This is a genomic window from Octadecabacter arcticus 238, from assembly GCF_000155735.2.
Taxonomy (GTDB): Bacteria; Pseudomonadota; Alphaproteobacteria; order Rhodobacterales; family Rhodobacteraceae; genus Octadecabacter; species Octadecabacter arcticus.
This window is the reverse complement of sequence record NC_020908.1, coordinates 3,616,408-3,641,729: the sequence shown is the minus strand read 5'-3', so window position 1 is coordinate 3,641,729 and position 25,322 is coordinate 3,616,408. Positions and strand designations below refer to the sequence as shown.

General features: G+C 55.0%; 18 protein-coding genes. 8 read left to right on the top strand and 10 right to left on the bottom strand.

All coding sequences use genetic code 11. The annotated features are described in order from the left end of the window. Positions 1-24: 24 nt before the first annotated feature. On the top strand, positions 25-417 hold the full coding sequence (locus tag OA238_RS18835; protein WP_015496408.1) for a helix-turn-helix domain-containing protein: 393 nt from the start codon (positions 25-27) through the stop codon (positions 415-417). A 71-nt stretch (positions 418-488) separates the two neighbouring features. Here the strand turns inward: OA238_RS18835 and OA238_RS18830 are convergent, their stop codons facing one another. After that, on the bottom strand, positions 489-710 hold the full coding sequence (locus tag OA238_RS18830; protein ID WP_044037181.1) for a hypothetical protein: 222 nt from the start codon (positions 708-710) through the stop codon (positions 489-491). 534 nt (positions 711-1,244) lie between these two features. Between OA238_RS18830 and OA238_RS18825 the strand changes: the two genes are divergently transcribed. After that, positions 1,245-2,684, top strand: coding sequence for an aldehyde dehydrogenase family protein (locus OA238_RS18825; protein WP_015496407.1), 1,440 nt, complete (start codon positions 1,245-1,247; stop codon positions 2,682-2,684). Between the two features lie 72 nt (positions 2,685-2,756). On the opposite strand, the gene OA238_RS18820 is transcribed toward OA238_RS18825, so the two are convergent. The 9 genes from OA238_RS18820 to OA238_RS18780 all read right to left on the bottom strand — a co-directional run bounded on the left by OA238_RS18820 (position 2,757) and on the right by OA238_RS18780 (position 17,352). Continuing rightward, a complete protein-coding gene (locus tag OA238_RS18820) occupies positions 2,757-4,388 on the bottom strand; it encodes an alpha-D-glucose phosphate-specific phosphoglucomutase (protein WP_015496406.1) in 1,632 nt (543 codons plus the stop codon). Positions 4,389-4,392: 4 nt separating this feature from the next. Then, positions 4,393-6,360: a 4-alpha-glucanotransferase gene (malQ, locus tag OA238_RS18815; protein ID WP_015496405.1), complete on the bottom strand. Its 1,968-nt coding sequence runs from the start codon at positions 6,358-6,360 to the stop codon at positions 4,393-4,395. Further along, the gene (gene glgX / locus OA238_RS18810) at positions 6,357-8,459 is read right to left on the bottom strand and encodes a glycogen debranching protein GlgX (RefSeq protein ID WP_015496404.1); all 2,103 of its coding nucleotides are present in this window, start codon (positions 8,457-8,459) and stop codon (positions 6,357-6,359) included. The genes malQ and glgX overlap by 4 nt, the downstream gene beginning before the upstream one ends. Before the next feature lie 9 nt (positions 8,460-8,468). Further along, a complete protein-coding gene (gene glgA, locus OA238_RS18805) occupies positions 8,469-9,905 on the bottom strand; it encodes a glycogen synthase GlgA (protein ID WP_015496403.1) in 1,437 nt (478 codons plus the stop codon). Between the two features lies 1 nt (position 9,906). After that, positions 9,907-11,166, bottom strand: a complete 1,260-nt coding sequence (gene glgC, locus OA238_RS18800) for a glucose-1-phosphate adenylyltransferase (RefSeq protein WP_015496402.1) — start codon at positions 11,164-11,166, stop codon at positions 9,907-9,909. A gap of 36 nt (positions 11,167-11,202) precedes the next feature. Continuing rightward, the gene (gene glgB / locus OA238_RS18795; RefSeq protein WP_015496401.1) at positions 11,203-13,416 is read right to left on the bottom strand and encodes a 1,4-alpha-glucan branching protein GlgB; all 2,214 of its coding nucleotides are present in this window, start codon (positions 13,414-13,416) and stop codon (positions 11,203-11,205) included. Positions 13,417-13,458: 42 nt separating this feature from the next. Next, positions 13,459-15,852, bottom strand: coding sequence for a glycogen/starch/alpha-glucan phosphorylase (locus tag OA238_RS18790; RefSeq protein ID WP_015496400.1), 2,394 nt, complete (start codon positions 15,850-15,852; stop codon positions 13,459-13,461). Positions 15,853-15,985: 133 nt separating this feature from the next. Further along, positions 15,986-17,053 carry an IS630 family transposase gene (locus tag OA238_RS18785; protein WP_015493922.1) on the bottom strand — a complete coding sequence of 356 codons (1,068 nt, stop codon included), beginning with the start codon at positions 17,051-17,053 and terminating at the stop codon, positions 15,986-15,988. Positions 17,054-17,118: 65 nt separating this feature from the next. Beyond that, on the bottom strand, positions 17,119-17,352 hold the full coding sequence (locus tag OA238_RS18780) for a DUF2934 domain-containing protein (RefSeq protein ID WP_044037179.1): 234 nt from the start codon (positions 17,350-17,352) through the stop codon (positions 17,119-17,121). 411 nt (positions 17,353-17,763) lie between these two features. On the opposite strand from OA238_RS18780, the gene OA238_RS18770 reads away from it, so the two are divergent. The 6 genes from OA238_RS18770 (at position 17,764) to OA238_RS18745 (ending at position 25,322) form a co-directional block, all read left to right on the top strand. Further along, positions 17,764-18,966 (top strand): aminopeptidase P family protein, encoded by a 1,203-nt coding sequence (locus OA238_RS18770; RefSeq protein WP_015496399.1) that lies wholly within the window; start codon positions 17,764-17,766, stop codon positions 18,964-18,966. 223 nt (positions 18,967-19,189) lie between these two features. Next, positions 19,190-20,284, top strand: a complete 1,095-nt coding sequence (locus tag OA238_RS18765; RefSeq protein WP_015496398.1) for an ABC transporter ATP-binding protein — start codon at positions 19,190-19,192, stop codon at positions 20,282-20,284. 88 nt (positions 20,285-20,372) lie between these two features. Next, a complete protein-coding gene (locus tag OA238_RS18760) occupies positions 20,373-21,479 on the top strand; it encodes an extracellular solute-binding protein (RefSeq protein WP_015496397.1) in 1,107 nt (368 codons plus the stop codon). 62 nt (positions 21,480-21,541) lie between these two features. After that, positions 21,542-23,197 carry an ABC transporter permease gene (locus tag OA238_RS18755; protein ID WP_015496396.1) on the top strand — a complete coding sequence of 552 codons (1,656 nt, stop codon included), beginning with the start codon at positions 21,542-21,544 and terminating at the stop codon, positions 23,195-23,197. Positions 23,198-23,200: 3 nt separating this feature from the next. Beyond that, positions 23,201-24,094: an ABC transporter permease gene (locus OA238_RS18750; RefSeq protein ID WP_015496395.1), complete on the top strand. Its 894-nt coding sequence runs from the start codon at positions 23,201-23,203 to the stop codon at positions 24,092-24,094. Between the two features lie 256 nt (positions 24,095-24,350). Next, positions 24,351-25,322 (top strand): IS481 family transposase, encoded by a 972-nt coding sequence (locus OA238_RS18745; RefSeq protein ID WP_015496394.1) that lies wholly within the window; start codon positions 24,351-24,353, stop codon positions 25,320-25,322.

Genomic DNA, 25,322 nt, shown 5'->3' with positions numbered 1-25,322 from the left:
AACAAATCAAAAATGGAGCACCTAGTGTCCACCACAAACCACGAGCAAAATGATTATTTCAACGAAGCCAACGCGACGTTTGGTGACAGGCTGGCGGCCGCGCGTCAGGCAAAAGGTCTTGACGTAGACGGGCTGTCCGAAAAACTTGGCGTCGATGTCGAAACGGTGAAAGTTTGGGAAAGAGATGCGGACATGCCGCACGCGAACCGTATTCAGATGCTGGCAGGACTGTTGAACGTGTCCATGGTCTGGCTGGTAAGCGGCGAAGGCAACGGGACAAGTGAGGTCGCGGACACGTTTGAGCGCCCCGTTGGTGTGAATGACGCGTTGGGCGAAATATCACAATTGAAGGCCACCTTGTCCGGCGCAGTCGAAAAACTCGACAAACTTCAAGAGCGTTTGCAGAACATTCCGTAAATTACTGGCGCTGGGGGCCGCTTTTCATGGGATCAATGCATGATGCCACATAGATGACCGGACTGGTTTGACTAGCGCCGCGTGCGCGTCCTGCTGGCGGCAGCCGTGATAGGCTCGTCAGGGATGACCGCCTCATTCTCAAGACGGGCATTGCGAAGGCGCTCTGTCTTGATGTCGCGCTGTTCCTTGTCCCCATCTTTGATTTCCCGCGCGATGCGGGCGGTCTTATCAATCAGCGTTTCTTTTGCAGGGTCATTGGCTGCGTATATGGTCGTCTTTTCCAGTTTGGCCATCGTTCTATCTCCTTAGCATATTCGGTGTTGGGGCGGGGTTGCAGGCAATCAAGTTTTTGTAAGCGGCTATGGCCCCGCGATGGGGGGCAGCTTTTGACGCCGACGCATTTTTATGTGGAAATTCTTTTCACGGTGCGATTGGCCATCATGAAGTCCCCTCGTTAATGGCCACCACCAATGCGCGGCGGTTGAGCTCAGTTTCGTCAAAAGATCAACTGAGGCCAGCGGGAAACAGAAGGTCGCGATGTATATGACGCTATGTCTAGCCTACACTGTCACCATATCAATTCAAGGGCTAGCACCAAAAACTACGGACAAGTGGCGCTTGCGGTCCCGTCAAACCGATCCCACCTGCAGACATCTTGTTCAATGAAGCTGGACCGCGCAGGTCGCCGGATAGAGCCACTGATCGCGGCGCTTAAGTCCAGTTTGCATCATTTCCTGTGATCAAATCTGATACAATTCGAAGAATTGTCTTGCGCGTCGCCGCTGTCACGCAGATGTACGGGAGACACCAACTGAAAGGCCCGAGCCATGGAAAACGCACGTAACTTCTACATTGACGGAAAATGGGTCGCCCCAACCGACGGGCGCGATTTTGACGTTATTGACCCATCGACCGAAGAAGCCACAGCGACGATCTCGCTCGGCGGGCAGGCTGATACGGACGCAGCCGTTGCCGCGGCCAGGGCCGCATTCCCGACGTGGCGTCTGTCATCCAAGGCCGAACGCGTTGAGCTGATGGAGAGCATTCTTGATGTCTACATGCGCCGGTCTGATGAAATGGGCGAGGCGATCAGCCGCGAAATGGGCGCGCCGATTGAAATGTCCAAGGTGCAGCAGTCCGGCACGGGGTCGTTCCATCTAAAGGCGTTCATCCAGTCGCTGAAGGACTTTGAATTCGAAGGCTCTTTGCGCGCTGGTGAAGACGACACGCACATCATTCACGAACCTATCGGTGTTTGTGCGCTGATCACACCGTGGAACTGGCCGATGAACCAGATCACACTGAAGGTTATCCCTGCACTCGCGACGGGCTGCACGATGATCCTAAAGCCGTCCGAACAATCGCCGTTGTCTGCCATTCTGTTTACCGAAATCATGCACGAAGCCGGCGTTCCAGCGGGTGTTTACAACATGCTGAACGGCGACGGTCCGGGGGTTGGCAGCCAGTTGTCGGCGCATAAAGACGTAGACATGGTCAGCTTCACCGGATCGACACGTGCAGGGCGTGCGATCACGATTGCAGCGGCGGAAACCATCAAGCGTGTAAGCCTTGAATTGGGCGGGAAGGGCGCGAATATCGTGTTCGCTGACGCTGATCCCAAGGCCGTCGCACAGGGCATCGCGCGCTGTTTCAACAACACTGGCCAGTCGTGCAACGCGCCAACGCGGATGCTGGTAGAACGGTCCCGCTACGACGAAGCGGTCACGCAAGCCATTGATGCTGCAAACGCAATTTCGGTGAATGCCGCATCCGAAACTGGCCAGCACATTGGGCCGCTAGTGTCGCAGATGCAGTTCGACAAGGTGCAGGACCTGATCCAAAAAGGCATCGACGAAGGTGCCAATCTGGTCGCGGGTGGCGTAGGCCGACCCGAGGGATTGAACCGTGGTTTCTTTGTTAAGCCGACGGTATTTGCCGACTGCAACAACGACATGAACATCATGCGCGAAGAGGTCTTTGGGCCAGTCTTGTCTATGATGGCATTTGACACCGAAGAAGACGCAATTGCGATTGCAAATGACACCGATTATGGCCTGACGAATTACATCCAGACAAGCGATCCTGAAAAGGCACGCCGCGTCGCGCGTGCGGTCCGTTCTGGCATGGTCGACATCAACGGTAAAGGTCGTGGCGCTGGTTCGCCGTTTGGCGGTATGAAGCAGTCTGGCAATGGGCGCGAAGGCGGCAAATGGGGCTTGGACGAGTTCCTTGAAGTCCGCGCAATTGGCGGATGGCCCGTCGAATAAAGCCCGCACATCGGGTGTATCATTATCTAATCCGGCCTCCTTGTTGAGGCCGGATTTTTTGTTGCTGGCCGTTTAAGTAATCACATCCGGAACGATCCGCCCAATGGTGGCTTCCATTGCGCTGATGGCGAAGGCGGCGTCACGTACGTTTTGTAGGGCCGTCTGCGTGTCCAACCCGATATCGCCGCCCTGACCTGAATACTGTTCAAGATACAAGCGTACCGTCGCGCCTTGGGTGCCAGTGCCCGACAGTCGGAACACAGCACGTCCGCCGCCATCAAATGCGATGCGCACACCTTGGTTCTTGCTGATGGATCCATCCACAGGGTCGAGGTACGAAAACTCATCCGCCGACGTGACGGTTAGGCCCGCGTGGGATTGCCCGACAAGTTCGCCAAACTGGCCGCGCAAATCCTGCATCATTTTGTTGGCTTTTTCGGTTTCCACCGCTTCGAAATCATAGCGAGAATAGTAGTCACGTCCGAAAGTGTTCCAATGGTCCGCGACGATGTCGGCCACGGATTGTTTGCGCATAGCCAGGATGTTGAGCCAGAGCAGGACTGCCCAAAGTCCATCTTTCTCGCGCACGTGGCTTGATCCGGTTCCGGCACTTTCCTCACCGCAGATCGTGACCTTGCCCGCATCCAAGAGATTGCCAAAGAATTTCCAGCCCGTCGGGGTTTCATAGGACCCAATGCCAAGTTTTGCTGCCACACGGTCGCTGGCTGCACTGGTCGGCATGGATCGTGCGATGCCTGCGAGTCCATCCGAATAAGCAGGGGCCAGATGGGCGTTGGCGGCTAGAATGGCAAGGCTATCGGACGGTGTCACGTAGGCCCCGTGGCCGACGATCATGTTGCGATCGCCGTCGCCATCGGACGCTGCACCAATATCGGGGGACGCATCCGACATCATCAAATCCATCAGATCTTTGGCCCAGATCGGATTCGGATCGGGGTGGCCTTTGCCAAAATCCTCAAGCGGGATACCATTCACAACGGTTCCAGCCGCCGCGCCGAGAGTCTGTTCCAGAATGGCTGTCGCATAGGGACCTGTCACTGCGTGCATGGCGTCAAACCGCATGGTGAAACCGGACGCAAACAAGGCACGGATCGCCGCGAAATCAAACAGTGTTTCCATCAACGCCTGATAATCAGTCACCGCATCGACGACATGGATTTGCATATCGCCGTAGTGGGTCGTGCCGATGCTGGACAGATCAACGTCATCGACATCGACAGTCTTGTATTGCTCGATTGAGGTTGTGGCATCGAATATTTTTGCTGTCAGGCCTTCTGGCGCTGGGCCGCCGTTCTGGGCGTTAAACTTGACGCCGAAATCTTCGTCGATGCCACCGGGGTTGTGGCTGGCTGACAGAATGAAACCACCATCCGCCTTGTTCAGCCGGATCAGATGCGATGCGGCAGGTGTTGACAGGATTCCGTTTTGGCTAACTATCACGCCTGCAGCGCCATTTCCGGCCGCCATTTTTATGATTGTCTGAATGGCGTCCTTGTTGAAAAAACGCCCATCACCGCCGACAATGAACGTCTTGCCCGTGCCACCACCAATCGCGTCAAACGTGGCTTGGATGAAGTTTTCCAAATATCGAGGCTCCATGAAGACGCGGGTTTTTTTGCGCAGGCCCGACGTACCGGGCATTTGCCCGTCGATTGGCGTGGTCTTGATGGTCTCAATCTTCATGGGTCTATCCTTTGTCCGCGTTGCGCCTGCCTGCGTCGTTCATCAACTGGGCCGTGGCCCTAAGCTGTCCGTCCGCCGACAAATTTTCCAATAGTATGTCATATTTTCGCTGCCAGTTAGGATGTTGCTCAATCGTTCCGGGCAGGTTCTGGGCGTCTTCCACACCAAGAATATCGTCAAGCTGGACGGCCACGAGACTGGCATTAGATTGCGCAAGAAGACAGTGGATGTGGGACTTAAAATCGGTGTCGCCGCGAAATGCATCTACTTCGGCGGCGCGCTCCTGACGCAATGAATCGGCCGCATGTTCGTCGATCCACGCCAGTTTTTCCCACCAGTAAATATCGCGACCCGTCTCATATCCCCGAAGCGTCGGCGTGTCGTGGGTGGCAAAACATGACAGGACTTGCGCTGGAATGTCGTCGGGTTTCTGGAACGCGCCTTGGTCGTCTTTTTCGTATTGCAGCACGGAATAGCCGTAGAACCCATGGTCGCGCATCGTGTCACGAAACCCGTCTGGCACAAGGCCGAGGTCTTCGCCCACGACTGCGCAATTGAAACGCTCCGCTTCGATTTTGATGATCGCAATCAGGCTTTCGAACGGTTGGCGAATATAGCCCCCCGGGCTGCCATCATCGGGGATCCAGTAACTGCGGTTGAGGCCGAGCACGTGATCGATGCGGATGATACCCGCGTGGCGGATTGTCTGTGCAAGGATGGCGCGCAGCGGGCGATATCGAAGGGCCTTGAGTTTGCGTGGCGCAAAGGCCGTGAGGTTCCAGTTCTGCCCCTCCGGGCTGAGGTGATCTGGCGGTGCGCCGATGGACACGCCTTGCGCAACGGCCGCTTGTTCGCACCAGCTTTCGGCACCGTCGCGTCGTGATCCCACGGCAAGATCAAGGTACAGGCCAAGCGGCATTCCAGCCGCTTTGCTGCGCGCTTGGGCATCGGCCAATTGGACCGCAGCGACCCACTGCAGCCACATATGAAAATCGATGCGATCTGCAGGGGGCGCGTCTGGATCGGTCGGCCAATCGTGCCACTGGGTGCCGTGAATTTCGCTTAACGCTTCAAACCGTGCGAAGTCTTGCAGGTCTGATCCGCCCTTCGTTTTGAAGGTTGCGAAGTCGGACTTGGCTGGCTTGGGCGCGGCATCGACGTAGCGCTGATAAGATGCGTTCAGGGATCGATGGTGCGCGGCTTTATGCGCCTGATATTGGACTGACGTTGCCAGCTTGATGTCGCCAAAATTCGATAAATCCTGTGCAGTTTTCAATCCGGGAATACGATCAAGCGCGATGTATTCGGTGTTGAGAAAACCGCGATGGGACGGGGAATAGGGGCTGATCGCATCGACGTCACAATGGCCCATGGTGTGCAGTGGATTGATGCCAATAAACCCAGCCCCCTGTGCGCCAGCGATTTCTGCCGCTTGCGCGAGGTCTTCAAAATCCCCAAGGCCGGTGTTCCGGTTCGATTGCAGCCCATACAGCGCGAGGTTCAGGCCCCAAAGTTTCGATGTTCCAGTCAGGGTTTTGAGCGACGGCAGGTGTTTGGGGGCCGCAAGGACGGTGATGATTTCAGTGCGGCCAGATGCCGTGGCAGTCAATGCATAGACGCCAGATGCAAGTGGAGGCAGGGTGATATGATCGTCGGGCTGGCCTTGTGCAATCACGTCGTCGGATCCGTCCAAACGCAATTGCCAATTCGCGCCTAGGCCAAACTCCTGCGGTGATGCCATACCACTTTGTACGATGATTTCTTCGGGGAACCAGCGATCATCAATCTCATGGCGCAACGTGGCAAGGGATGCGCGGATGGCGCTGTCATCGCTCACATCAATTCCGATGGCCGTCAGGAACGCCTTTTGCGTATCCGATGACGTTTGTTTCAAGTTGCCGTGCAGACCGTGATAATCATGCCAGATACCACACAGATCGGCTAGTTCGGACAGGTCATTGGGCGCGCTCACGACGGCTGCTCGCTGGACGCGATCACGAAGGCGACTAAGGACTGGGCTGCGACAATGGCTTTGTCGGTTTCAAGTTCACAAAACGCGCCCTGTTCGTTGTCGTCGGTGTCGATTGCGCGGACCCAACATTGACCTTTTGGCGCGTCTGGCAAGATGACGTGACCCTGTTCGTCGGCGCGATTGAAGACGATAAAGACGACCGCGCCATCGGGTTCATAGTCTGGCGTCTGCGCGGATGATCGCAATGCCAAGCAAAAATTGGCCAAGCCTGGGTCGCGCCATTCCAGCGCTTCGCCCTCAAAATCGGTCCAGATCACATCGGCCTTACCGTCTTGCGGACGGATCGCGCCATGTAAAAAGCGGCTTTGGCGCACATTGATATATTTTTGGCGAAACGCGGACAGACTGACGACGAAGGCTTGTAAGTCGGTGTCGGCTTTGTCCCAATTCAGCCAGCCGATGTCATTGTCCTGACAATAGGCGTTGTTGTTGCCGACTTGCGAATTGGCGAATTCATCACCCGCGAGCAGCATCGGGGTGCCTTGGGACATAAACAAGGTGGCAAGCATATTGCGTTGCCGCCTTGTTCGGATGTTGCGGATCGCCGCGTCGTCGGTCTCGCCCTCAACACCGCCATTGTCGCTGTAGTTGGACCCGTGCCCGTCGCGGTTGTTTTCAGTGTTCGCCAGATTGTGGCGTTTGGAATAGCGCGTCGTATCGGCGAGGGTGAATCCGTCGTGTGAGGCAAGGAAATTCACCGAAGCATCGCTGCGCCGACCGGTGCGGTCAAACGTATCTGCCGACCCCAAAAGCCGCGCGCCGAGTTCTTGCGCGCTATGTGCATCACCGCGCCAATAGCGGCGCACGGTGTCACGGTAGCTGTCGTTCCATTCGCCAAATTCATGGGGAAATTCGCCCAACCGGTAGCCACCGGGTCCAATGTCCCATGGTTCCGCGATCATCCGCACTTGGTTCAGGACAGGATCTTGGCGCAGGGCGTCGAAGAAGCCGCCATTGGGATCAAATCCATGGTTTTCGCGGCCCAACGTTGTGGCCAAATCAAAGCGGAAACCGTCAATTCCCATGCATTCGACCCAGAAGCGTAAACTGTCCAGAACCATGCGCAAAACATATGGGTGCGACACGTTCAGGGTGTTGCCACAGCCTGTGTCGTTGACGTAATAACGCGGCTGGCCAGCGGTCAGGCGATAGTAGGACGCGTTGTCTAGTCCCCGAAAACACAACGTAGGGCCACGCTGATCGCCTTCGGCAGTGTGGTTGTAAACAACGTCAAGAATGACCTCAATTCCCGCGTCGTGGAACCGCTGGACCATCTGGCGGAACCCTTTGAGTCCGTCAGGACCGAAGTAGCGCGGTTCAGGTGCGAAAAAGCCAATGGAATTGTAACCCCAGTAGTTGCGCAAGCCCCGATCATTGAGGAACTTGTCGTCGACGAAACTATGGATTGGGAGCAGTTCAACTGCCTGCACCCCCAGCGACAACAGGTGATCAAGCATGGCATCCGACGCAAGGCCCTCGTAGGTGCCGCGGACAGATTCTGGCACGTCCAGATTGGTCTGGCTCCCCCCTTTGGGATGGACCTCATAGATTAGGTCTTTGCTGGATTTGGTGTGCTGGCCGTTTTTCATGCCCTCAAACAGGGCGGGGTCGGACACAACTGATTTCGGAACAAACGGCGCGCTGTCGCGGGTATCAAACGATAGATCGATCGCAGAGGATGCATCGTCATAGCCAAGCGTCGCGGGGTCATTTGTCCATTCGCCGTGCATTTCGCGGGTATAGGGATCAAGCAACAGCTTGTTGGGATTGAAACGGTGCCCGTGTTCTGGCGCATATGTGCCGTGGGCGCGGTAGCCATAAAGGGTGCCAACAGGCAGATCGGCCACGAACCCGTGCCAGACCGGACCTGTGCGTTCGGGCAGCGCGATGCGTGCCGTTTCGCGTTTGCCATCGGGGGAATACAGGCACAGTTCAACTTTGCTGGCGTTCGCCGAGAATACGGCGAAATTCACGCCCGCACCGTCGTGATGCGCGCCGAGCCGATTGGGGCTGCCGCCGGTGAGTTTCGGATGTGTCATGGTGGGTCCTCAGCGTGCTTGCGCGGATTTGTAAACGTCCAGATACGTGGCTGCGGACAAATCCCATCCCACAGGGTGGCGCATGGCGCGGCGCATCATTGCAGTCCAGATTTTCGGTTTGGCAAACAGCACGCAAGTTCGCGAAATCGCATGGCCGAACATGATTGAATTGATTGGCGCGAACTGGATACCGGTTGCGCAATCGGCCAAAAGTGCGGCGTCATTGGCGTCAATCACGGTGTCCGCCAAACCGCCTGTGCGGGCGACGACGGGCAGGGTGCCATAGCGCAACCCGTACAATTGGGTCAAACCGCATGGTTCAAAGCGCGACGGGATCAAAATGGCGTCGCTGCCCGCTTGGATAAGGTGCGACAGGGTTTCGTCATAGCCAATGATAGTGCCAACCGAACCACGATAGCGGTTTGATGCGTCGACAAAGGCGCGTTCAAGCTGCGGATCACCAGTGCCCAAAAGCGCCAGCCTCCCACCCTGCGCCACCAGATCAGCCAAGCAGTCGAGCAGCATATCGAGACCTTTTTGTGACGTCAGCCTGCTGACGACACAAAATAAAGGGCCGTCGCTTTTGGTCAGGCCAAAACGTGCCTCAAGTTCCGCACGATTTTTCGCTTTGCCCGCGAGTTTGGTCGCGGAGTAGGTCGCGATCAGGCTCGCGTCTGTTTCTGGGTCCCAGACATCAAGATCGATGCCGTTCAAGATACCGTGCAGGTCCATCTGACGTTCGCGCAACAGACCGTCGAGCCCCATGCCGAAATCGGGCGTCAAAAGTTCTGCGGCGTAGGATGGACTGACTGTGGTGATTTTTTGCGACAAGGCCAGTCCGGCCTTCAGAAAGCTGATTTTACCGAAGTATTCAATGCCATCCGTCGTGAAAAGCTCCGAATTCAAGCGCAGCGGGGACAACCGTTTGGCGTCAAACACGCCTTGAAAAGCAATGTTATGGATTGTCATGACCACAGGGGGCGCGGGTCGTCCGTCCTGACGCAAATAGGCTGGAACAAGTCCCGCTTGCCAATCATGTGCATTGATAACTCCAGGCATCCAATCGCCCAAGCCGTTGAGCCCGATTTGTGCGGCTGCAAACGACAACGCCGCAAAACGCAGGTCGTTGTCGTGCCAGTCTTTTCCGTCCGGACCGAGGTAGATGTTGCCCGCGCGGTCATACAGATGCGGTGCGTCCAGCAACAGCATGTCCAGCCCTTCAGCTTGCACCGCTATGATGCGTGCGGGACCGCCGAATAGATCATCAAACGACATGGTCACCTTACCCGCCGCGGCCAAATCGGCCAAAGCTGGATAGGCTGGGATAAGCACCCGCACGTGCACACCTGTCGCCGCAAGCGATTTAGGTACGGCGCCGATCACATCCGCCAAGCCGCCCGTCTTCACGAAGGGCGCGCATTCCGAGGCGACGAAAAGCAGGTTCATGCTAGAGATCCAATTTATCGATCATGGGTTGGGTTATTAGGCAAATGCCATTGTCGGTTCGGCGGAAACGCACTGCGTCCAGTTTTGCATCTTCGCCAACGACCAACCCTTCGGGGATTTTCACACCGCGGTCTACCACGACATTCTTCAGCCGCGCTTTGCGGCCGATGTCAGCGTAGGGCATCGCGACGACGCCATCGAGTTCGGAGTAAGAATGCGTGCGCACGCCTGTAAACAAGAAGCAGCGATTCAATCGCGATCCCGAAATAATGCAGCCACCCGACACCATCGAAGATACCGCATGTCCGCGACGGCCTTCTTCGTTGTGGATGAATTTGGCCGGTGCTGTGAGCTCTGAATAGGTCCAGATCGGCCAAGTGTTGTCGTAAAGATCAAGTTCGGGTTTGAAATCGGTCAAATCAACATTGGCCTGCCAGAACGCATCCACCGTGCCGACGTCACGCCAGTAGGGTTTTTCTTCCAAGCCGCTTCGCACGCAGGACCGACTGAACGGATGCGCAATCGCTGTGCCGTTCTTGACAATGTCGGGGATGATATCGCCGCCGAAATCATGCCCGTAGCCTTCTTTGCCTTCCGCAGCCTTCAGCATTTCACACAGGCGTTCGGTTTCAAAAACATAGATGCCCATACTTGCGAGCGCCATATCAGGATGACCGGGCATTGCAGGGGGATCGGCGGGTTTTTCAATGAAATCAAGGATCTTGTCGGTCTCGTCGACCTTCATCACCCCAAATCCAACGGCTTCCATGCGCGGCACTTCTATGCAGCCGACGGTGACGTCCGCGCCGCTGTCGACGTGGTGCTTGATCATCAGGGAATAGTCTTGCTTGTAGATGTGATCGCCCGCGAGGATGATGATATATTTCGGGCCATAGCCGCGAATAATGTCCATATTTTGGGCCACAGCATCTGCCGTACCTTTGTACCAGTTTTCATTGTTTTGCTGCTGGGACGCGGGCAGAATATCCAAGGATTCATTGCGTTCGGCACGCATAAAGCTCCAGCCGCGCTGCAAGTGACGAATGAGCGAGTGGGCTTTGTACTGCGTCGCCACACCAATGCGCTTGATGCCGGAATTTACGGCGTTGGACAGGGCAAAGTCGATGATGCGGCTTTTGCCACCGAAATACATGGCGGGTTTGGCGCGAATGTCGGTCAGTTCATATAACCGGCTGCCGCGACCACCTGCCAAAACGAACGCCATCGTTTGCTGCGCCAGCCGTTGTGATTCATTGTCCATCGATTGTCCCTCCCTAATGCAAAAAAATTTAGTGGGTCAGGACCCACTGTTCAATTCAAAGAATAGCGTCGTCAGCGGTGGTATGGTGAGTGAGATTGAATTTGCCCTCCCAGACGATGCAATCTGTTCGCTGTCGGCAAATCCCATATTGCCTCGGTCGCCCCCGCCATAGCGCGCAGCGTCCGAGTTTAGTTTTTCTATCCAGCGTCCAGCCTGTGGCACACCAATGCGGCGCGCGGACCGTTTCACCGGTGTAAAGTTACTAACGACCAACACAGGCGCTGTGCCTTTGGCGCCGTAACGCACCCACGCAAAAATCGATTCCTCTGCCGCGCCTTCTTCGATCCATTCAAACCCTTCGGGCTTGCAATCGAGTTGGTGCAGCGCGGGCGTGTCACGAAACAGCACGTTTAGGTCGCGCACAAGGGTCTGAACGCCACCATGTTGCGGGTGATCGGTCAGGTGCCAATCGAGGCTTTCGTCGTGGTTCCATTCAACGCCTTGGGCAAATTCACAGCCCATAAACAATAGCTTCTTACCGGGGTGGCCCCACATATAGCCGTAATAGGCGCGCAGGTTGGCGAACTTTTCGTCCCCCTCTCCGGGCATCTTTTCGATCATCGATCCTTTGCCATGCACCACTTCGTCGTGGCTGATCGGTAGAACGAAATTCTCTGTAAACGCGTAATGCAGCGCGAACGTCATCTTGTGGTGATGGTATTTGCGGTTGATCGGGTCTTCTTGAATGTAGGACAGCGAGTCGTTCATCCAGCCCATGTTCCACTTAAATCCAAAGCCAAGACCGTTGTAATCTACCGGTGCGCTAACCCCCGGAAAGGCCGTGGATTCCTCGGCGATGGTGACAATGCCAGATATCTGACCATACGCCACAGTGTTGGTGCGTTGCAGGAACGCAATCGCCTCAAGGTTTTCGCGCCCGCCGTCTTTGTTGGGTATCCATTCGCCGTCTTTGCGCGAATAATCGCGGTAGAGCATCGACGCCACGGCATCGACACGCAGCCCGTCGATGTGGTGTTCTTTTAGCCAATACAACGCGTTGGCGACAAGGTAATTGGACACCTCAGCCCGGCCATAGTTGTAGACCAGCGTGTTCCAATCCGGATGGAACCCTTCTTTGCGGTCGGCGTGTTCATACAGTGGTGTTCCGTCAAACTGGCCCAGCCCGTGTTTGTCTTCCGGGAAATGCCCCGGCACCCAATCAAGGATCAGGCCAAGTTCAGCCTCGTGGCAGGCTTCAACAAAGGCGCGGAATTCTTCAAGTGTTCCATGCCGGATCGTTGGCGCGTAAAGCCCGACAGGTTGGTAGCCCCAAGACCCATCAAACGGAAATTCCGAGATTGGCATCAATTCGAGGTGGGTAAATCCCATGTCCTTGGCATAGCTGACCAATTGCGTCGCGTGCTCAAAATAAGACAGCGGGCGGTTGCCCTCTTCGGGGACGCGCTTCCATGATCCCAGATGTACTTCGTAGATAGAAATCGGCTGGTCGATACGGTGTAGAGCCTCGCGCTTGCTCATCCACTTTTCGTCATCCCAAGTGTGCCCGTCCAGTTTGCGCACAACAGAGGCTGTTTTGGGCGGGTGTTCAGACCCAAATCCAAACGGGTCGGCCTTTTGCGGCAAAAGTTCACCATGCGCGCCGATGATTTCGTATTTATACGATTCACCGTCGCCCAGACCGGGCATGAAAATTTCCCAGACGCCGGTTTGACCGCGCCCGCGCATGGGGTTGCGCCGCCCGTCCCAGCCGTTGAAATCCCCGACCACGGATACGCGTTGTGCGTTTGGCGCCCAGACCGCGAAATGCGTACCTGAGACACCGTGATGTTCCATCACATGTGCGCCAAGGACCTTCCATAAATCCAGATGCGCGCCCTCTGCAATCAGGTGTTCATCCAACTCGCCCAGCACGGGGCCGAACCGATAAGGGTCCTCAAGCTCCCAAACATCTACGCCTTTGGTGAATTTCAGCCGGTAGGCAAACGGGTTCTTGCGCCTTGGCGCAACGCCCACAAAAAGGCCATGCCCATTTGACGCGCGCTCCAGCGATACAACGGTGCGACCGGTCTTAGCATCAATGACAGCAACAGTATCGGCGTCGGGGTGATAGGCCCGATGGGTGACTTGGGCATCAACAATGTGTTGACCAAGCACCGAAAACGGATCGGGATGACTGCCTGTTGTTATTCTTCGCGCGTCGTCGTCATTGATCACGTCAGTCATCCCCATTTCAAGTCGTCGCACCGGATACTCTAGTGCCTTTACACATGTTTAGGTCACAGACTTTGCGTCCCAAATCTGATCCGCATAGCTTCGAATGGTGCGATCAGCAGAGAACCAGCCCATACCGGCCGTGTTCGCTGCTGCCATTCGCGTCCAGCGGTTAACATCAAGATATACTGCATCAACCTCGCGCTGCTTTGCAAAGTATTCGTCAAAATCGCAGCTGACGAGGAAGTAGTCGTGTTCGTACAGGTTGTGCAGAATGTCAGAATAGCGGTGGTGGTCGCCATTGGAAAACACCCCTGCGCCGATTTGGCCAAGGACACGCGACAGGCGCGGGCTGGCTTCAATTGCGCGGCGCGAATAGCCATGCTCGGTGCGTTTTTCTTGAGCTTCAGCCGCGGTCAATCCGAACAAGAAGAAGTTTTCGTGGCCAACGTGATCGCGTATTTCAACGTTTGCGCCGTCAAGGGTGCCGATGGTCGGGCTGCCGTTCAGGGACAGTTTCATGTTGCCCGTGCCAGACGCTTCTTTGCCCGCGGTTGAGATTTGTTCAGATAAATCAGACGCTGGGATAAGGACTTCAGCCATCGAGACATTGTAGTTTTCAGGATAAACCACCTGCAACAGATGTTTGGTGACCGGGTCGTTGTTGATCGTCGCGGCGACATCGTTGATCAGGCGAATGATGGATTTTGCCAAAACATAACCCGGTGCCGCCTTGCCGCCAAAAATCTTGACCCGTGGGGTCCAGTTTGCAGTCGGGTTGTCGCGGATTTCATTCCATAACGCGATGGTTTCCAGAATGTTGAGGTGTTGGCGTTTGTACTCGTGGATACGCTTGATCTGGACGTCGAACATCGCGGATGTATCGAGGGTGACATCGTTGCGATCCTTAAGCCACTTGGCCAAACGCACTTTGTTGGTGGTTTTGGCGGCAGCGTAGGCTTGCAGGAACCCAGTGTCATCAAGATGCGCGTTGAGGTTTTGCAGACGCTCAAGGTCAGCAGCCCATCCGCTGCCGATCGTGTCGGTGATCAGATTGCGCAGGGCAGGGTTGCACGAATACAGCCAGCGGCGCGGCGTGATGCCGTTGGTCTGGTTCAGGATGCGGCTTGGATAGGCTTTGTGCAGATCTGCAAAGACCGTTTCTTTCACCAGTTCCGAATGCAGCGCTGAAACGCCGTTGACGCTATGTGCAATAATGAACGCCAGCTCGCCCATCTTGACGTTGCCATGTTCGATAATGCGAATGTCCGAACCCGTCGCCGACAGGTGGCGGTCTTGGATCATTTGGATGATGCGGTGATGGCGCGGCAGAATGCGCGCGAAAAGGTCTTCGGGCCAACGCTCCAAAGCCTCTGGCAGCAATGTGTGGTTGGTATAACCCAGACATTTACGGGCCATTTCAATGGCGTCGTCGATATTGAAATCGTGCTTGTCGATCAGCAGCCGGACCAATTCAGGCCCAGCAATCGCAGGGTGGGTGTCGTTGAGCTGGATCGCGACATGTTCGTGCAGGTCTTCGATCTTGTTGCCCTCGGCCAAGAAACGGCGCAGCAGATCTTTGATCGACGCTGACGTAAAGAAATACTCCTGCTTTAGACGCAGTTCTTTGCCGTCCTGCGTCGTATCATCAGGATACAACACGCGCGAGATTGTGCGCGCCAGACGTTCAGGCGCGTTCGCACCGATGTAATCGCCACGGTTAAAGCTTTCGAGGTCGAACAGTTTGACAGGTTTCGCGGCCCAGAGTCGCAAAGTGTTGGCCCATTGGCCTTTCCAGCCAACGATTGGCGTGTCGTAGGCCGATGCCAAGACTGTCTCAGCCGGGTTCCAGTTGGATTTGCCGTTTTCTTCGCTTACATAGCCACCGAAGTGGATGTTGTAGGTGACTTCTGGGCGTTCGAACTCCCACGCGTGGCGCTGGGCAAGCCAGCCTTCAGCGGACTCAGTCTGCTGGCCGCCTTCAAAATGTTGTTCAAACAGCCCATGTTCGTAGCGGATTCCGTAGCCGTAGGCTGGAATTGCAAGCGTCGCGAGGCTATCCATGAAACACGCCGCCAAACGACCCAAACCACCATTGCCAAGCGCTGCATCGGGTTCGTCGACCACAACCTTGTAATAATCCTGACCCAAGTCAGCCATCGCTTGCACTGCGATTTCTTCAACGTCCAAGTTGATCGTCACGTCTTCGATTAGACGGCCAATCAGGAATTCCATCGACAGGTAATAGACGCGCTTGTGCTTGCCCTCGTATGTCTTGCGGGTGGACGCAAACCAAGGTTCGACAACACGGTCGCGCAAGGCCAAAGACAGCGACATTCGCCAGTCATAAAGGCTCGCGTGGCTGGGATCTTTGCCGATTGACAGCTTAAGGTGTCGCAAAATTTCGTTGCGCAGCGTTTCTGCGGTCACGAGGGTTATATCTTGGTCTTTCATAAGTCTTACAAATCCATTCAGGCCGAAGGCGGTTAATTGTTAAAGGGGTCTTGATCGGCCACTCTTGTCGATTTGGCAAATTGATTGCAGTCGTATTATACTCCCGCGCCTGAATTGACCTGAGGTTTTCCCCTCAAATCACTTTGTATTCCTTGAGCGATATGACGCGGAAGTTGTCGGTGACGGTGTCGCGAAACTCTGGCCATTTTTCTGGCAGGGTCTTGCGGAAGAAGTCGAAAATGGCCTCTGTGAATTGGTTGAACGTTGCATAGTGCCGATTGTGGGTGACCCATTTGTGCATAACACCCCAAAGACGCTCGATCGGGTTGAGGTGCGGGGCATATGCTGGCAAGAAATGCAACTTCACCCGACGTTCTGGGCTGTCCAGCCATGGCTGTAGTATCTTGGCATGATGATAGCGGGCATTGTCGACAAAGACGTGGATGGCCGTCTTGGTTTGGTTGTTGCGTTCCAACTTTTCCAGCATCTGTCGGGTTGTCTGGGCATTGATCTTCTCGCCTTCCACAAAGGTGAACTGGAAAGTCTCAAGGTCAAGCGCGCCCTGAATGTTGAGCCGCTTGCGCCCTGATGTCGCCTTCAGGGCCGTCTTTTGTCCCTTGGGGAACCAACCATGGGCGGGGCGGCTCTGGTGTTCGGGGTGGACAGCGTCCGAAAAGACAACCATCTCATCTGCGGCCAACCCGTTCATCAGGGCCTCATATTTGGCAATAAACGCAGCCTGCTTGGCTTCATCGGCCTGTGCAGGCAGCAATTGTGGTTTCTTATACGCGAACCCCAGGCGGCGCATCAGCTTGGCGGCTCCCGACGTGCTGTAGTTTTGGTCGCACTCGGCTAGAACATAGGCACAGACCTCATCGGCATTGCGGGCAGGCTGCGCGGTGAAATGGGCTCTCACCGCCTGCTCTTGCACGACGGACAAATGACCCTGACGCTGGCTGTAGTCCTTCAGACCGAAAAACGATAGTCCCGCACCGGCAAAGGCAAATCGCCACTCCGTCAAAACTGTCGGGCCAATATCCAAAATCCGGCAAACCGTTCCGGCGTCTTCTCCTGCGTCCAAAAGAAGAAACGCGCGCGCCCGTTTCCAAACAAGGGCGTCAACTTTGCGGCGGCGGCAAAGCGCTTCAAGTGCTATGCGCTGCTCGTCGGATAAGGAGACTGTTTTGTATTGCTTGCTCATAAACTCAAAATACAGACTGAACCGCCTTTGGCCATGCGACGAAGTGAATCGCAGGCCCAAAATCGTCAGGTCAATTCAGGCGCAGGAGTATAATATGGTTTCTTCGTTGGCGTCGCCTTTTTAGCCCGTGGCTTGGCAGCCGCCTTGCGGGCTGGTTTGGCTTTGGTGGGCTGCGCAGTCAGTGCGTCGAGCGCCATTTGCCAGTGCTGCGTGTCTCGGCCCTGCGGCTGACCTTCGTCGTGCCAGATAAGATAGGCGGTGTCACTGATTTGCGCGTCGGTGGGGTTTGTGTTGGTCATGGCGAATTTCCATATATGATTGACAGAGATAGCGCTACCAGTAAATGAAAATGCTGCACTTGCACAGTCGGTTTGACTTGTGGTCGAAAGGGCTGTTGCATGGCTGCAAAGGCTTGTAAATTTTGATCGTTATTCAGTGGGTTGGCGCGGCGAAATTGGGCAGAAACGACTGATGCAAGCGCCGCAGTGGGGCTGAATGGCGCGAGCTGAAAACCTTGTGCGTCAATTTGGCTTGCCAGAATGAAAGAATCATCCCTATTTAAGGCCAAGGGTCAGCGATGGCGTCGCTTATGCAAATTTTGGCCCTTCACCCATCCTGAACGCCGGGATCTTGTTTTGTCGCTTTACCGCGCAAGGGGAGGTTCATACCTCCTTGCAAAGCATAGGTTTGCTGATTGAAGGAGTCCTTGAATGGATCGTCCACAGAATTACCGTTTTCACCAAGGGGATAAGGTTCTCCCGTTTGCCGACGCTGAATACGAAGGCCGCTTGGCCAAATTGCGCGCAAGCATGGCGCACTTGGGTGTCGATGCCTGTGTTTTCACATCGATGCACAACATCGCTTATTATTCCGGCTTTCTATATTGTGCGTTTGGCCGCCCATATGCGCTGGTCGTGACCGCAACTGACAACGTCACGATGTCTGCGGGCATTGACGCAGCACAGCCGTGGCGTCGTGGGTATGGCGACAATATCACCTATACGGACTGGCAACGAAACAACTACTGGCGCGCGATCCAATTTGTCGCGGGCTCTGGCAAGGTCATTGGCTACGAGGGCGATCATCTGAGCCTTGCACAAAAAGCGCTGTTGGACGAGTTCCTGACACCAAGGTCGTCGATGGATATCGCGCCAACGACGATGAAGCAGCGGATGCACAAATCCGCGGCAGAAATCACATTGATCCGTGCAGGTGCCAACGTGGCCGATGTCGGTGGTTATGCGATCAAAGAGGCTGTCAAAGTTGGCGCGCGTGAGATTGACGTGGCCATGGCGGGGCGTGATGTGATGGAATTGGAAATCGCGCGGCGTTTTCCGGATGCTGAATACCGCGACACGTGGGTTTGGTTCCAGTCGGGAATGAATACGGACGGTGCACACAACCCTGTCACATCCCGCAAGCTTGAAAGGGGCGATATCCTTAGCCTCAATACGTTCCCGATGATTTCAGGGTATTATACCGCCCTTGAACGCACCATGTTCGTTGGCGAAGTGGACGATGCCAGCCGCAAAATCTGGGAGGCCAATGTCGCCGCCCACGAATACGGTATGTCGCTTTTGGTGCCCGGTGCGAAATGCAGCGACATCACGCACAAAATCAACGACTTCTTTGCAGAGCGGCAGTTGTTGCAATACCGCACGTTCGGTTACGGCCACTCGTTTGGGGTGTTGTCGCACTACTATGGGCGTGAGGCGGGGCTCGAGTTGCGCGAAGATGTCGACACCGTTTTGGAACCGGGGATGGTCATTTCAATGGAACCAATGTTGACCATCGGTGACGGCAATCCCGGGGCAGGCGGATACCGCGAGCACGACATTCTTGTCATCAAAGACGACGGCAACGAAAACATCACAGGCTATCCATATGGACCGGATTTCAACGTGGTCGGTTAATCGGCCAAAAATGTTGGCGTGTTGCCCGTTTGGTCGCACGTCGACACTTCGCGTGGCCTACGGGTTCTGCCGCGGGACAATCGTCTTGAAAAACCACACAAGACGCGACATTTACCTTCGAAAACACGCTTGTAATCCTGTGCGCGGTCTATCAGGCTGATCTCCAAGCTAGCGATTTCTGCAATGATCGCATATAGACTGATCCGAAAGGGAAAAGTTCTCGATGGTAGACAATCAATCGGCATTTGTGGCGTTCGAGAGAGTCCAGAAAAGTTATGACGGCGAGGTTCTTGTTGTTAAAGACTTGAACCTGTCGATGCCCAAGGGCGAATTTTTGACAATGCTTGGGCCGTCTGGGTCGGGCAAAACCACCTGCCTGATGATGCTTGCAGGATTTGAAACCGCAACACACGGCGACATTTTGCTCGATGGTGTTTCGATTAACAACATTCCACCGCACAAGCGCGGCATCGGCATGGTGTTCCAGAATTACGCTTTGTTCCCGCATATGACGGTGGCCGAAAACCTGTCCTTCCCCTTGGAAGTGCGCAAGATCGGCAAGTCCGAGCGAGAAGAAAAAGTCATGCGCGCTTTGGGCATGGTTCAGATGCAGGATTTTGCAGGACGACGTCCGGCGCAATTGTCCGGTGGTCAACAGCAGCGGATCGCGTTGTCGCGTGCGCTGGTGTTTGAACCTGAACTGGTGCTGATGGACGAACCCCTCGGTGCACTAGATAAGCAGCTGCGCGAAACCTTGCAGTTTGAAATTACCAATCTGGCACATGAACTCGGCATTACGACCGTTTACGTGACCCACGACCAAACCGAAGCGCTGACAATGTCGGACCGCGTTGCCGTCTTTGACGATGGCCGCATTCAACAATTGGCGGCACCAGATGAATTGTACGAGAGGCCGCAGAATAGTTTCGTGGCGCAATTTATTGGTGAAAACAACACCATGGACGGTGTCGTGCAGCAAATTCAGGGTGATTCCTGCATCGTAAAGCTTGATAGCGGCGACATTATCGACGCCGTGCCGGTTAACGTATCCGAAGTTGACCAGCGCACACAGGTTTCTATCCGCCCCGAACGTGTCGAATTCGACCGTACGCGCCTACAAGACGATGCGCATACTCTGAAGGCCGAAGTGCTTGAGTTCATCTATATGGGCGATATCTTTAGAACTCGCCTGCGGGTGGCCGGTAAGGATGATTTCGTAATCAAGACGCGTAACGCGCCGGATCAGAGGCGCCTAAAGCCCGGCGAGATGATCGAAATCGGTTGGCTCGCGCAAGATTGCAGGGCGCTCGACGCGTAAGCGCAGCGCCTAAAAGGAAACAGCGCGGCCGTCGCCCGGACAATCGCGCTGACACGACCAAAACCGGGCAAATCAATGGGAGACTTCAATGAAAACGACTATCAAACTGATGGCAACCACATGCCTGACGCTGTCCGCTACACTCGCGGTTGCAGACGGTCATATGGCTGATGAGATGACCATCGTTAGCTGGGGCGGTGCGTATTCGTCCTCACAAGAGAATGCTTATCACATTCCTTATGCTGAGATGACTGGCGTCACGATCATCAACGACGAATCCTCTGCTGAAGCAGTTGCGAAACTTCGTGCGATGAACGAAGCTGGCAATGTCACGTGGGACGTGGTTGACGTGGTTGCATCTGATGCGATCCGTCTTTGCGACGAAGGCCTTGCGCTGGAAATAGACTTTGACGAACAGCTTGCACCAGGCGATGATGGCTCCACTCCGACCGAAGATTTCGGCGACCTGCTGGTATCCGACTGCTTCATTCCGCAGATCGTTTATTCGACAACTTTCGGCTACCGTACGGACCTTGTCGGCGACACAGCGCCAACAGATGTCTGCGCGATCTTCGACACAGAAACATACCCAGGCATGCGTTCGTTGGAAAAGCGTCCGATCAACAACATGGAATGGGCGTTGCTTTGTGACGGCGTAGCCAAGGGCGACGTATATGACGTTCTGGAAACAGAAGAAGGTCAGGCACAGGCATTTGCCAAGCTCGACACCATCAAAGACAGCGTGATCTGGTGGTCTGCTGGTGCTGACACTCCACAGCTTTTGGCTGATGGCGAAGTCATCATGGGTTCCACTTACAACGGTCGCCTGTTTTCGCTGATCGAAGAGCAGGACCAGCCGGTCGCTATGCTTTGGGACGCACAAGTGTTTGACCTTGACGGTTGGATCATTCCAGCTGGCCTGACACCTGAGCGTGAAGCACGTGCGTTGGACTATGTCCGTTTCGCAACTGACACACAGCGTCTTGCAGACCAGTCCAAATACATCGCTTACGGTCCGGCACGTGCGTCTTCCGCACCGTTGGTAAGCCAGCACGCGACGTTGGGCATCGATATGGCGCCGCATATGCCAACCGATCCAGCGAACGCGACGAACACATTCCTGTACAACTACACATGGTGGGCTGACTACCGTGACGATCTGGATGCGAAATTCCAGGTTTGGTTGTCGCAGTAACAACTATCTTTGGGGCGCGGCATGGCTGCGCCCCATCTTTTTTCTGAATAGGGGTGGCACACGTGACATTGGTTTTGGCTGCAGACGGACGACCGCTTAAGGCGTCACTGAACCGCGCATTGCGCCGCCAGAAACTGCGTGCGTTGATGCTGATCGCCCCGCTTCTGATCTTTATTCTGGTGTCCTTTGTGATGCCCATCGCCGACATGCTGTTCCGGTCGGTCGAAAACGAGATCGTCGTTGAAACGCTGCCGCGCACAGTCGCCACCCTTGACGGGTGGGACAGTGATTCCGGACAAGCCCCCGACGAAGACGTGTTCACCGCGCTTTATTTTGATATGGTGCTGGCGACCGAATATAAGACCCACACGCGTTTGGGCAGCCGTTTGAACTATGAAATGACGGGTATTTCGTCCCTGTTTCGTAAATCGGGCCGTGGCGTTGGCCGCTTTGATACTGATACATACACAGACGCATTTCAGGCCGCTGATCCGGCCTATGCTGACCCCGCACAATGGGCTGCTTGGATGGCGGACGACACCGTGCGCGCCGCATTGCCGATGACCGCCAATACCTATGATGCTTGGGCTAAGATGATAATCGAAGCCGAAGAAGACGTGCCCGTAGAGGAAGTTCCTTGGGACTTTGTTTTCACGTCGCTTTACCTCGAAGTGATTGAGGGCGCTGAACCGCCCGTCGCGCTGAATCTGTCCGGTGTTCCACTCGTAAACCTGCGCGACCAGTTCGCTGATGTTGATGAGGATTGGCTCGATCCCGAAGTTTGGCAAACCATCAAAATTTACTCGCCCGAATACACAAACGGATATTTTCTGAATTCTGTTGACCGCTTCAAGGGTGTTGAAGGCGCTGAAGTGCGCCCCGAGAACGAGCAGATTTATATCACGCTGTTTATCCGCACGATGATTATGTCAGGATCAATCATGGGCATGTGTGTCTTGCTGGGCTACCCGATTGCTTGGCTGCTTGCGAACTTGCCCGCGCGCAAAGCCAACTTGCTGATGATCCTTGTTCTTTTGCCCTTCTGGACATCGCTGCTGGTGCGCACATCCGCGTGGAAAGTCCTGCTGCAACAACAGGGCGTGATCAACGATACACTGGTTTGGTATCATTCGACTTGGTTTGGCCAATTGCTCGACCCCGTCTTCATGGGGCTGTTGAACATTTGTTACGCCTTCGTGAATGTCATCACATGGGTGTGGAATGTGCTTAACGGGATTTGGGGTGGCACGGACGGGCTATATCTGGATTGGGCAGCCGCGGGCTTTGAGCGCCTTGCGCTGATCAACAACCAAACGGGTACGGTCATTGCAATGACGCACATTCTGCTGCCGTTCATGATTTTGCCACTGTTCTCAGTGATGAAAACGATCCCGATTTCCTACCTTCGGGCCGCCAAATCGCTGGGTGCGACGAACTGGACAGCGTTCTGGCGGGTCTACTTTCCGCAATCGGTGCCGGGCATCGGTGCTGGCTGTATCCTCGTGTTTATTCTGTCGATCGGCTATTACATCACGCCTGAATTGGTTGGCGGCACCAAAGGTGTCTTCATCTCCAACCGGATTGCCTACCATATCTCCAGCTCGCTTAACTGGGGCCTCGCGGCCGCGTTGGGCACCATTTTGCTGGTGATCGTGATGGGGCTGTACTGGATGTATGACAAAATTGTCGGCATCGATAATGTAAAATTGGGGGGCTGAGATATGTCTGCATTGCCATCATATGCGACCACAGGCCAACGAATTTGGCACTATAGCTTTCGCGTTATTTGCGGTCTGATCTTCTTTTTCCTGATCGCGCCAATCGTCGTCATCATTCCACTTTCTTTTAACGCGGAGAATTTCTTCACGTTTACGCCGGAAATGTTGTCGCTGGATCCTGCAGGTTTCTCGACTAAACACTACCAGGATTTCTTTACCAGCTCCGACTGGCAGCTCGCGCTGAGGAATTCGCTCAAGATTGCACCGGTTGCGACATTCCTTTCGGTTTCGCTTGGAACGTTGGCGGCGATTGGCCTGTCACAGAGCCACGTGCCGTTTCGCAGATCGATCATGGCGATCCTGATTTCGCCAATGATTGTGCCGCTGATCATCTCGGCGACAGGCATGTATTTCTTCTATTCCAACCCCTACATCCCGACCCCGTTCGGACGCATTGATCTGCCGTTCACGCTGACGGGCACCTATTGGGGCGTCGTCCTTGCGCATGCTGCGCTGGGGATTCCATTCGTCATCATCACCGTGACCGCGACGCTGGTTGGCTTTGATCAGTCCTTGACGCGGGCCGCTGCAAACATGGGAGCGAACCCTGTGACGACATTCTTTAAGGTGCAAATGCCGCTGATTTTGCCCGGTGTTGTGTCGGGTGGTCTGTTTGCATTTATCACGTCATTTGATGAAGTCGTGGTCGTTCTTTTCGTTGGTTCCGCTGGACAAAAGACGTTGCCTTGGCAGATGTTCACGGGTCTGCGCGAACAAATCAGCCCGACCATTTTGGCGGTGGCGACAATCCTGATCGCCGTGTCTGTTGTGCTGCTGATTGTGGTGGAAGTGTTGCGCCGGCGCTCGGAAAAGTTGCGCGGCGTGTCACCAACCTAGATTTAATTTCTGAACTAAATAACAAAGATGTGGGGGGGGGTTAATATCCCGCGCTTTCATTGTTTCCGGCGCACTCAAGGCAATCAGGTTTCGTTGGGTCAACTGATATCAAACCTTGCGTTCAGTCGCGACTCCCACAAAGGCTGCTTCAATCTTGTGAGTAATTGTTCCATCCCGGATGATCACATTGATCCTCGGCGTTCGGCCTTTTTCATGGCAAGGTCGGTTTTAGAGGACATTCGGAAGGAGAAACGTGATGCTCGTTCGACTGCATCGCCAAGCGACGACAACACCGAAGATTAGAGCTGCCATTAAAGCCAGTGCCGATCCGGCCTGGATGGTGGGTGAAAGCTTTGGCATTTCTGAGCAGACTGTTTTGAAGTGGCGTCACCGCGACAGCGTCGAAGACCGCAGTCACACACCACATCGCTTGCAGACGACGCTCACGCCAGCGCAGGAGGTTGTTGCGGTGGCGTTGCGTAAGACGCTTTTGGTGTCACTTGATGACTTACTTGCAGTGGTCCGGGAGTTTCTGAATCCGAACGTTTCACGCTCGGGCTTGGATCGATGCTTGCGTCGACATGGGGTGGGCAATCTGCGCGACCTGAAGGTCAAAGAGGCAAGGCCGAAGCACAGCGCCTTCAAGGCCTATGCGCCGGGCTACCTGCACATTGACGTTAAATATCTGCCGCAAATGGCGGATCAGACATCACGCCGGTATCTGTTTGTCGCCATCGATCGCGCCACGCGGTGGGTGTTCATTGGTATCTATAGCAACAAAACGGCCGCCAATGCCCGACGTTTCCTGCGTGACCTTGAGCGCGCGTGTCCGCTGCACATTCGCACCATTCTTACGGATAATGGTAAGGAGTTCACTGACCGCCTCTTTGGCCTGCGCAAGCGTGCGGCGACCGGCAAACATGAGTTTGACACGCTGTGCACCGAACTTGGCATCGACCACCGTTTGACCCCACCACAATCGCCTCAAACCAACGGCATGGTTGAGAGGTTCAACGGGCGTATAGAGGATGTCCTTCAAAGCCATCACTTCCGATCAGGGGAAGACCTTAATGCGACGATGCACCGTTATGTATTGCTCTATAATCAACAACTCCCGCAATCTGTTCTTCAGAGCAGAACCCCCTTGCAGGCCATGAAAGACTGGCACAAACTTAAACCAGAGCTGTTTAAGAAAAACCCCTACTACCTCACGGGATGTGACAAGTAA

Bases quoted from the DNA above. Each gene is read 5' to 3' on its own strand.
- OA238_RS18830 (WP_044037181.1), bottom strand. From the start codon at position 710: ATGGCCAAACTGGAAAAGACGACCATATACGCAGCCAATGACCCTGCA.
- OA238_RS18825 (WP_015496407.1), top strand. From the start codon at position 1,245: ATGGAAAACGCACGTAACTTCTACATTGACGGAAAATGGGTCGCCCCA.
- OA238_RS18790 (WP_015496400.1), bottom strand. From the start codon at position 15,852: ATGAAAGACCAAGATATAACCCTCGTGACCGCAGAAACGCTGCGCAAC.
- glgC (WP_015496402.1), bottom strand. From the start codon at position 11,166: ATGGACAATGAATCACAACGGCTGGCGCAGCAAACGATGGCGTTCGTT.
- glgA (WP_015496403.1), bottom strand. From the start codon at position 9,905: ATGAACCTGCTTTTCGTCGCCTCGGAATGCGCGCCCTTCGTGAAGACG.
- glgX (WP_015496404.1), bottom strand. From the start codon at position 8,459: ATGACACATCCGAAACTCACCGGCGGCAGCCCCAATCGGCTCGGCGCG.
- OA238_RS18770 (WP_015496399.1), top strand. From the start codon at position 17,764: ATGGATCGTCCACAGAATTACCGTTTTCACCAAGGGGATAAGGTTCTC.
- OA238_RS18750 (WP_015496395.1), top strand. From the start codon at position 23,201: ATGTCTGCATTGCCATCATATGCGACCACAGGCCAACGAATTTGGCAC.
- OA238_RS18745 (WP_015496394.1), top strand. From the start codon at position 24,351: ATGCTCGTTCGACTGCATCGCCAAGCGACGACAACACCGAAGATTAGA.
- OA238_RS18760 (WP_015496397.1), top strand. From the start codon at position 20,373: ATGAAAACGACTATCAAACTGATGGCAACCACATGCCTGACGCTGTCC.
- glgB (WP_015496401.1), bottom strand. From the start codon at position 13,416: ATGGGGATGACTGACGTGATCAATGACGACGACGCGCGAAGAATAACA.
- OA238_RS18785 (WP_015493922.1), bottom strand. From the start codon at position 17,053: ATGAGCAAGCAATACAAAACAGTCTCCTTATCCGACGAGCAGCGCATA.
- OA238_RS18765 (WP_015496398.1), top strand. From the start codon at position 19,190: ATGGTAGACAATCAATCGGCATTTGTGGCGTTCGAGAGAGTCCAGAAA.
- OA238_RS18780 (WP_044037179.1), bottom strand. From the start codon at position 17,352: ATGACCAACACAAACCCCACCGACGCGCAAATCAGTGACACCGCCTAT.
- OA238_RS18820 (WP_015496406.1), bottom strand. From the start codon at position 4,388: ATGAAGATTGAGACCATCAAGACCACGCCAATCGACGGGCAAATGCCC.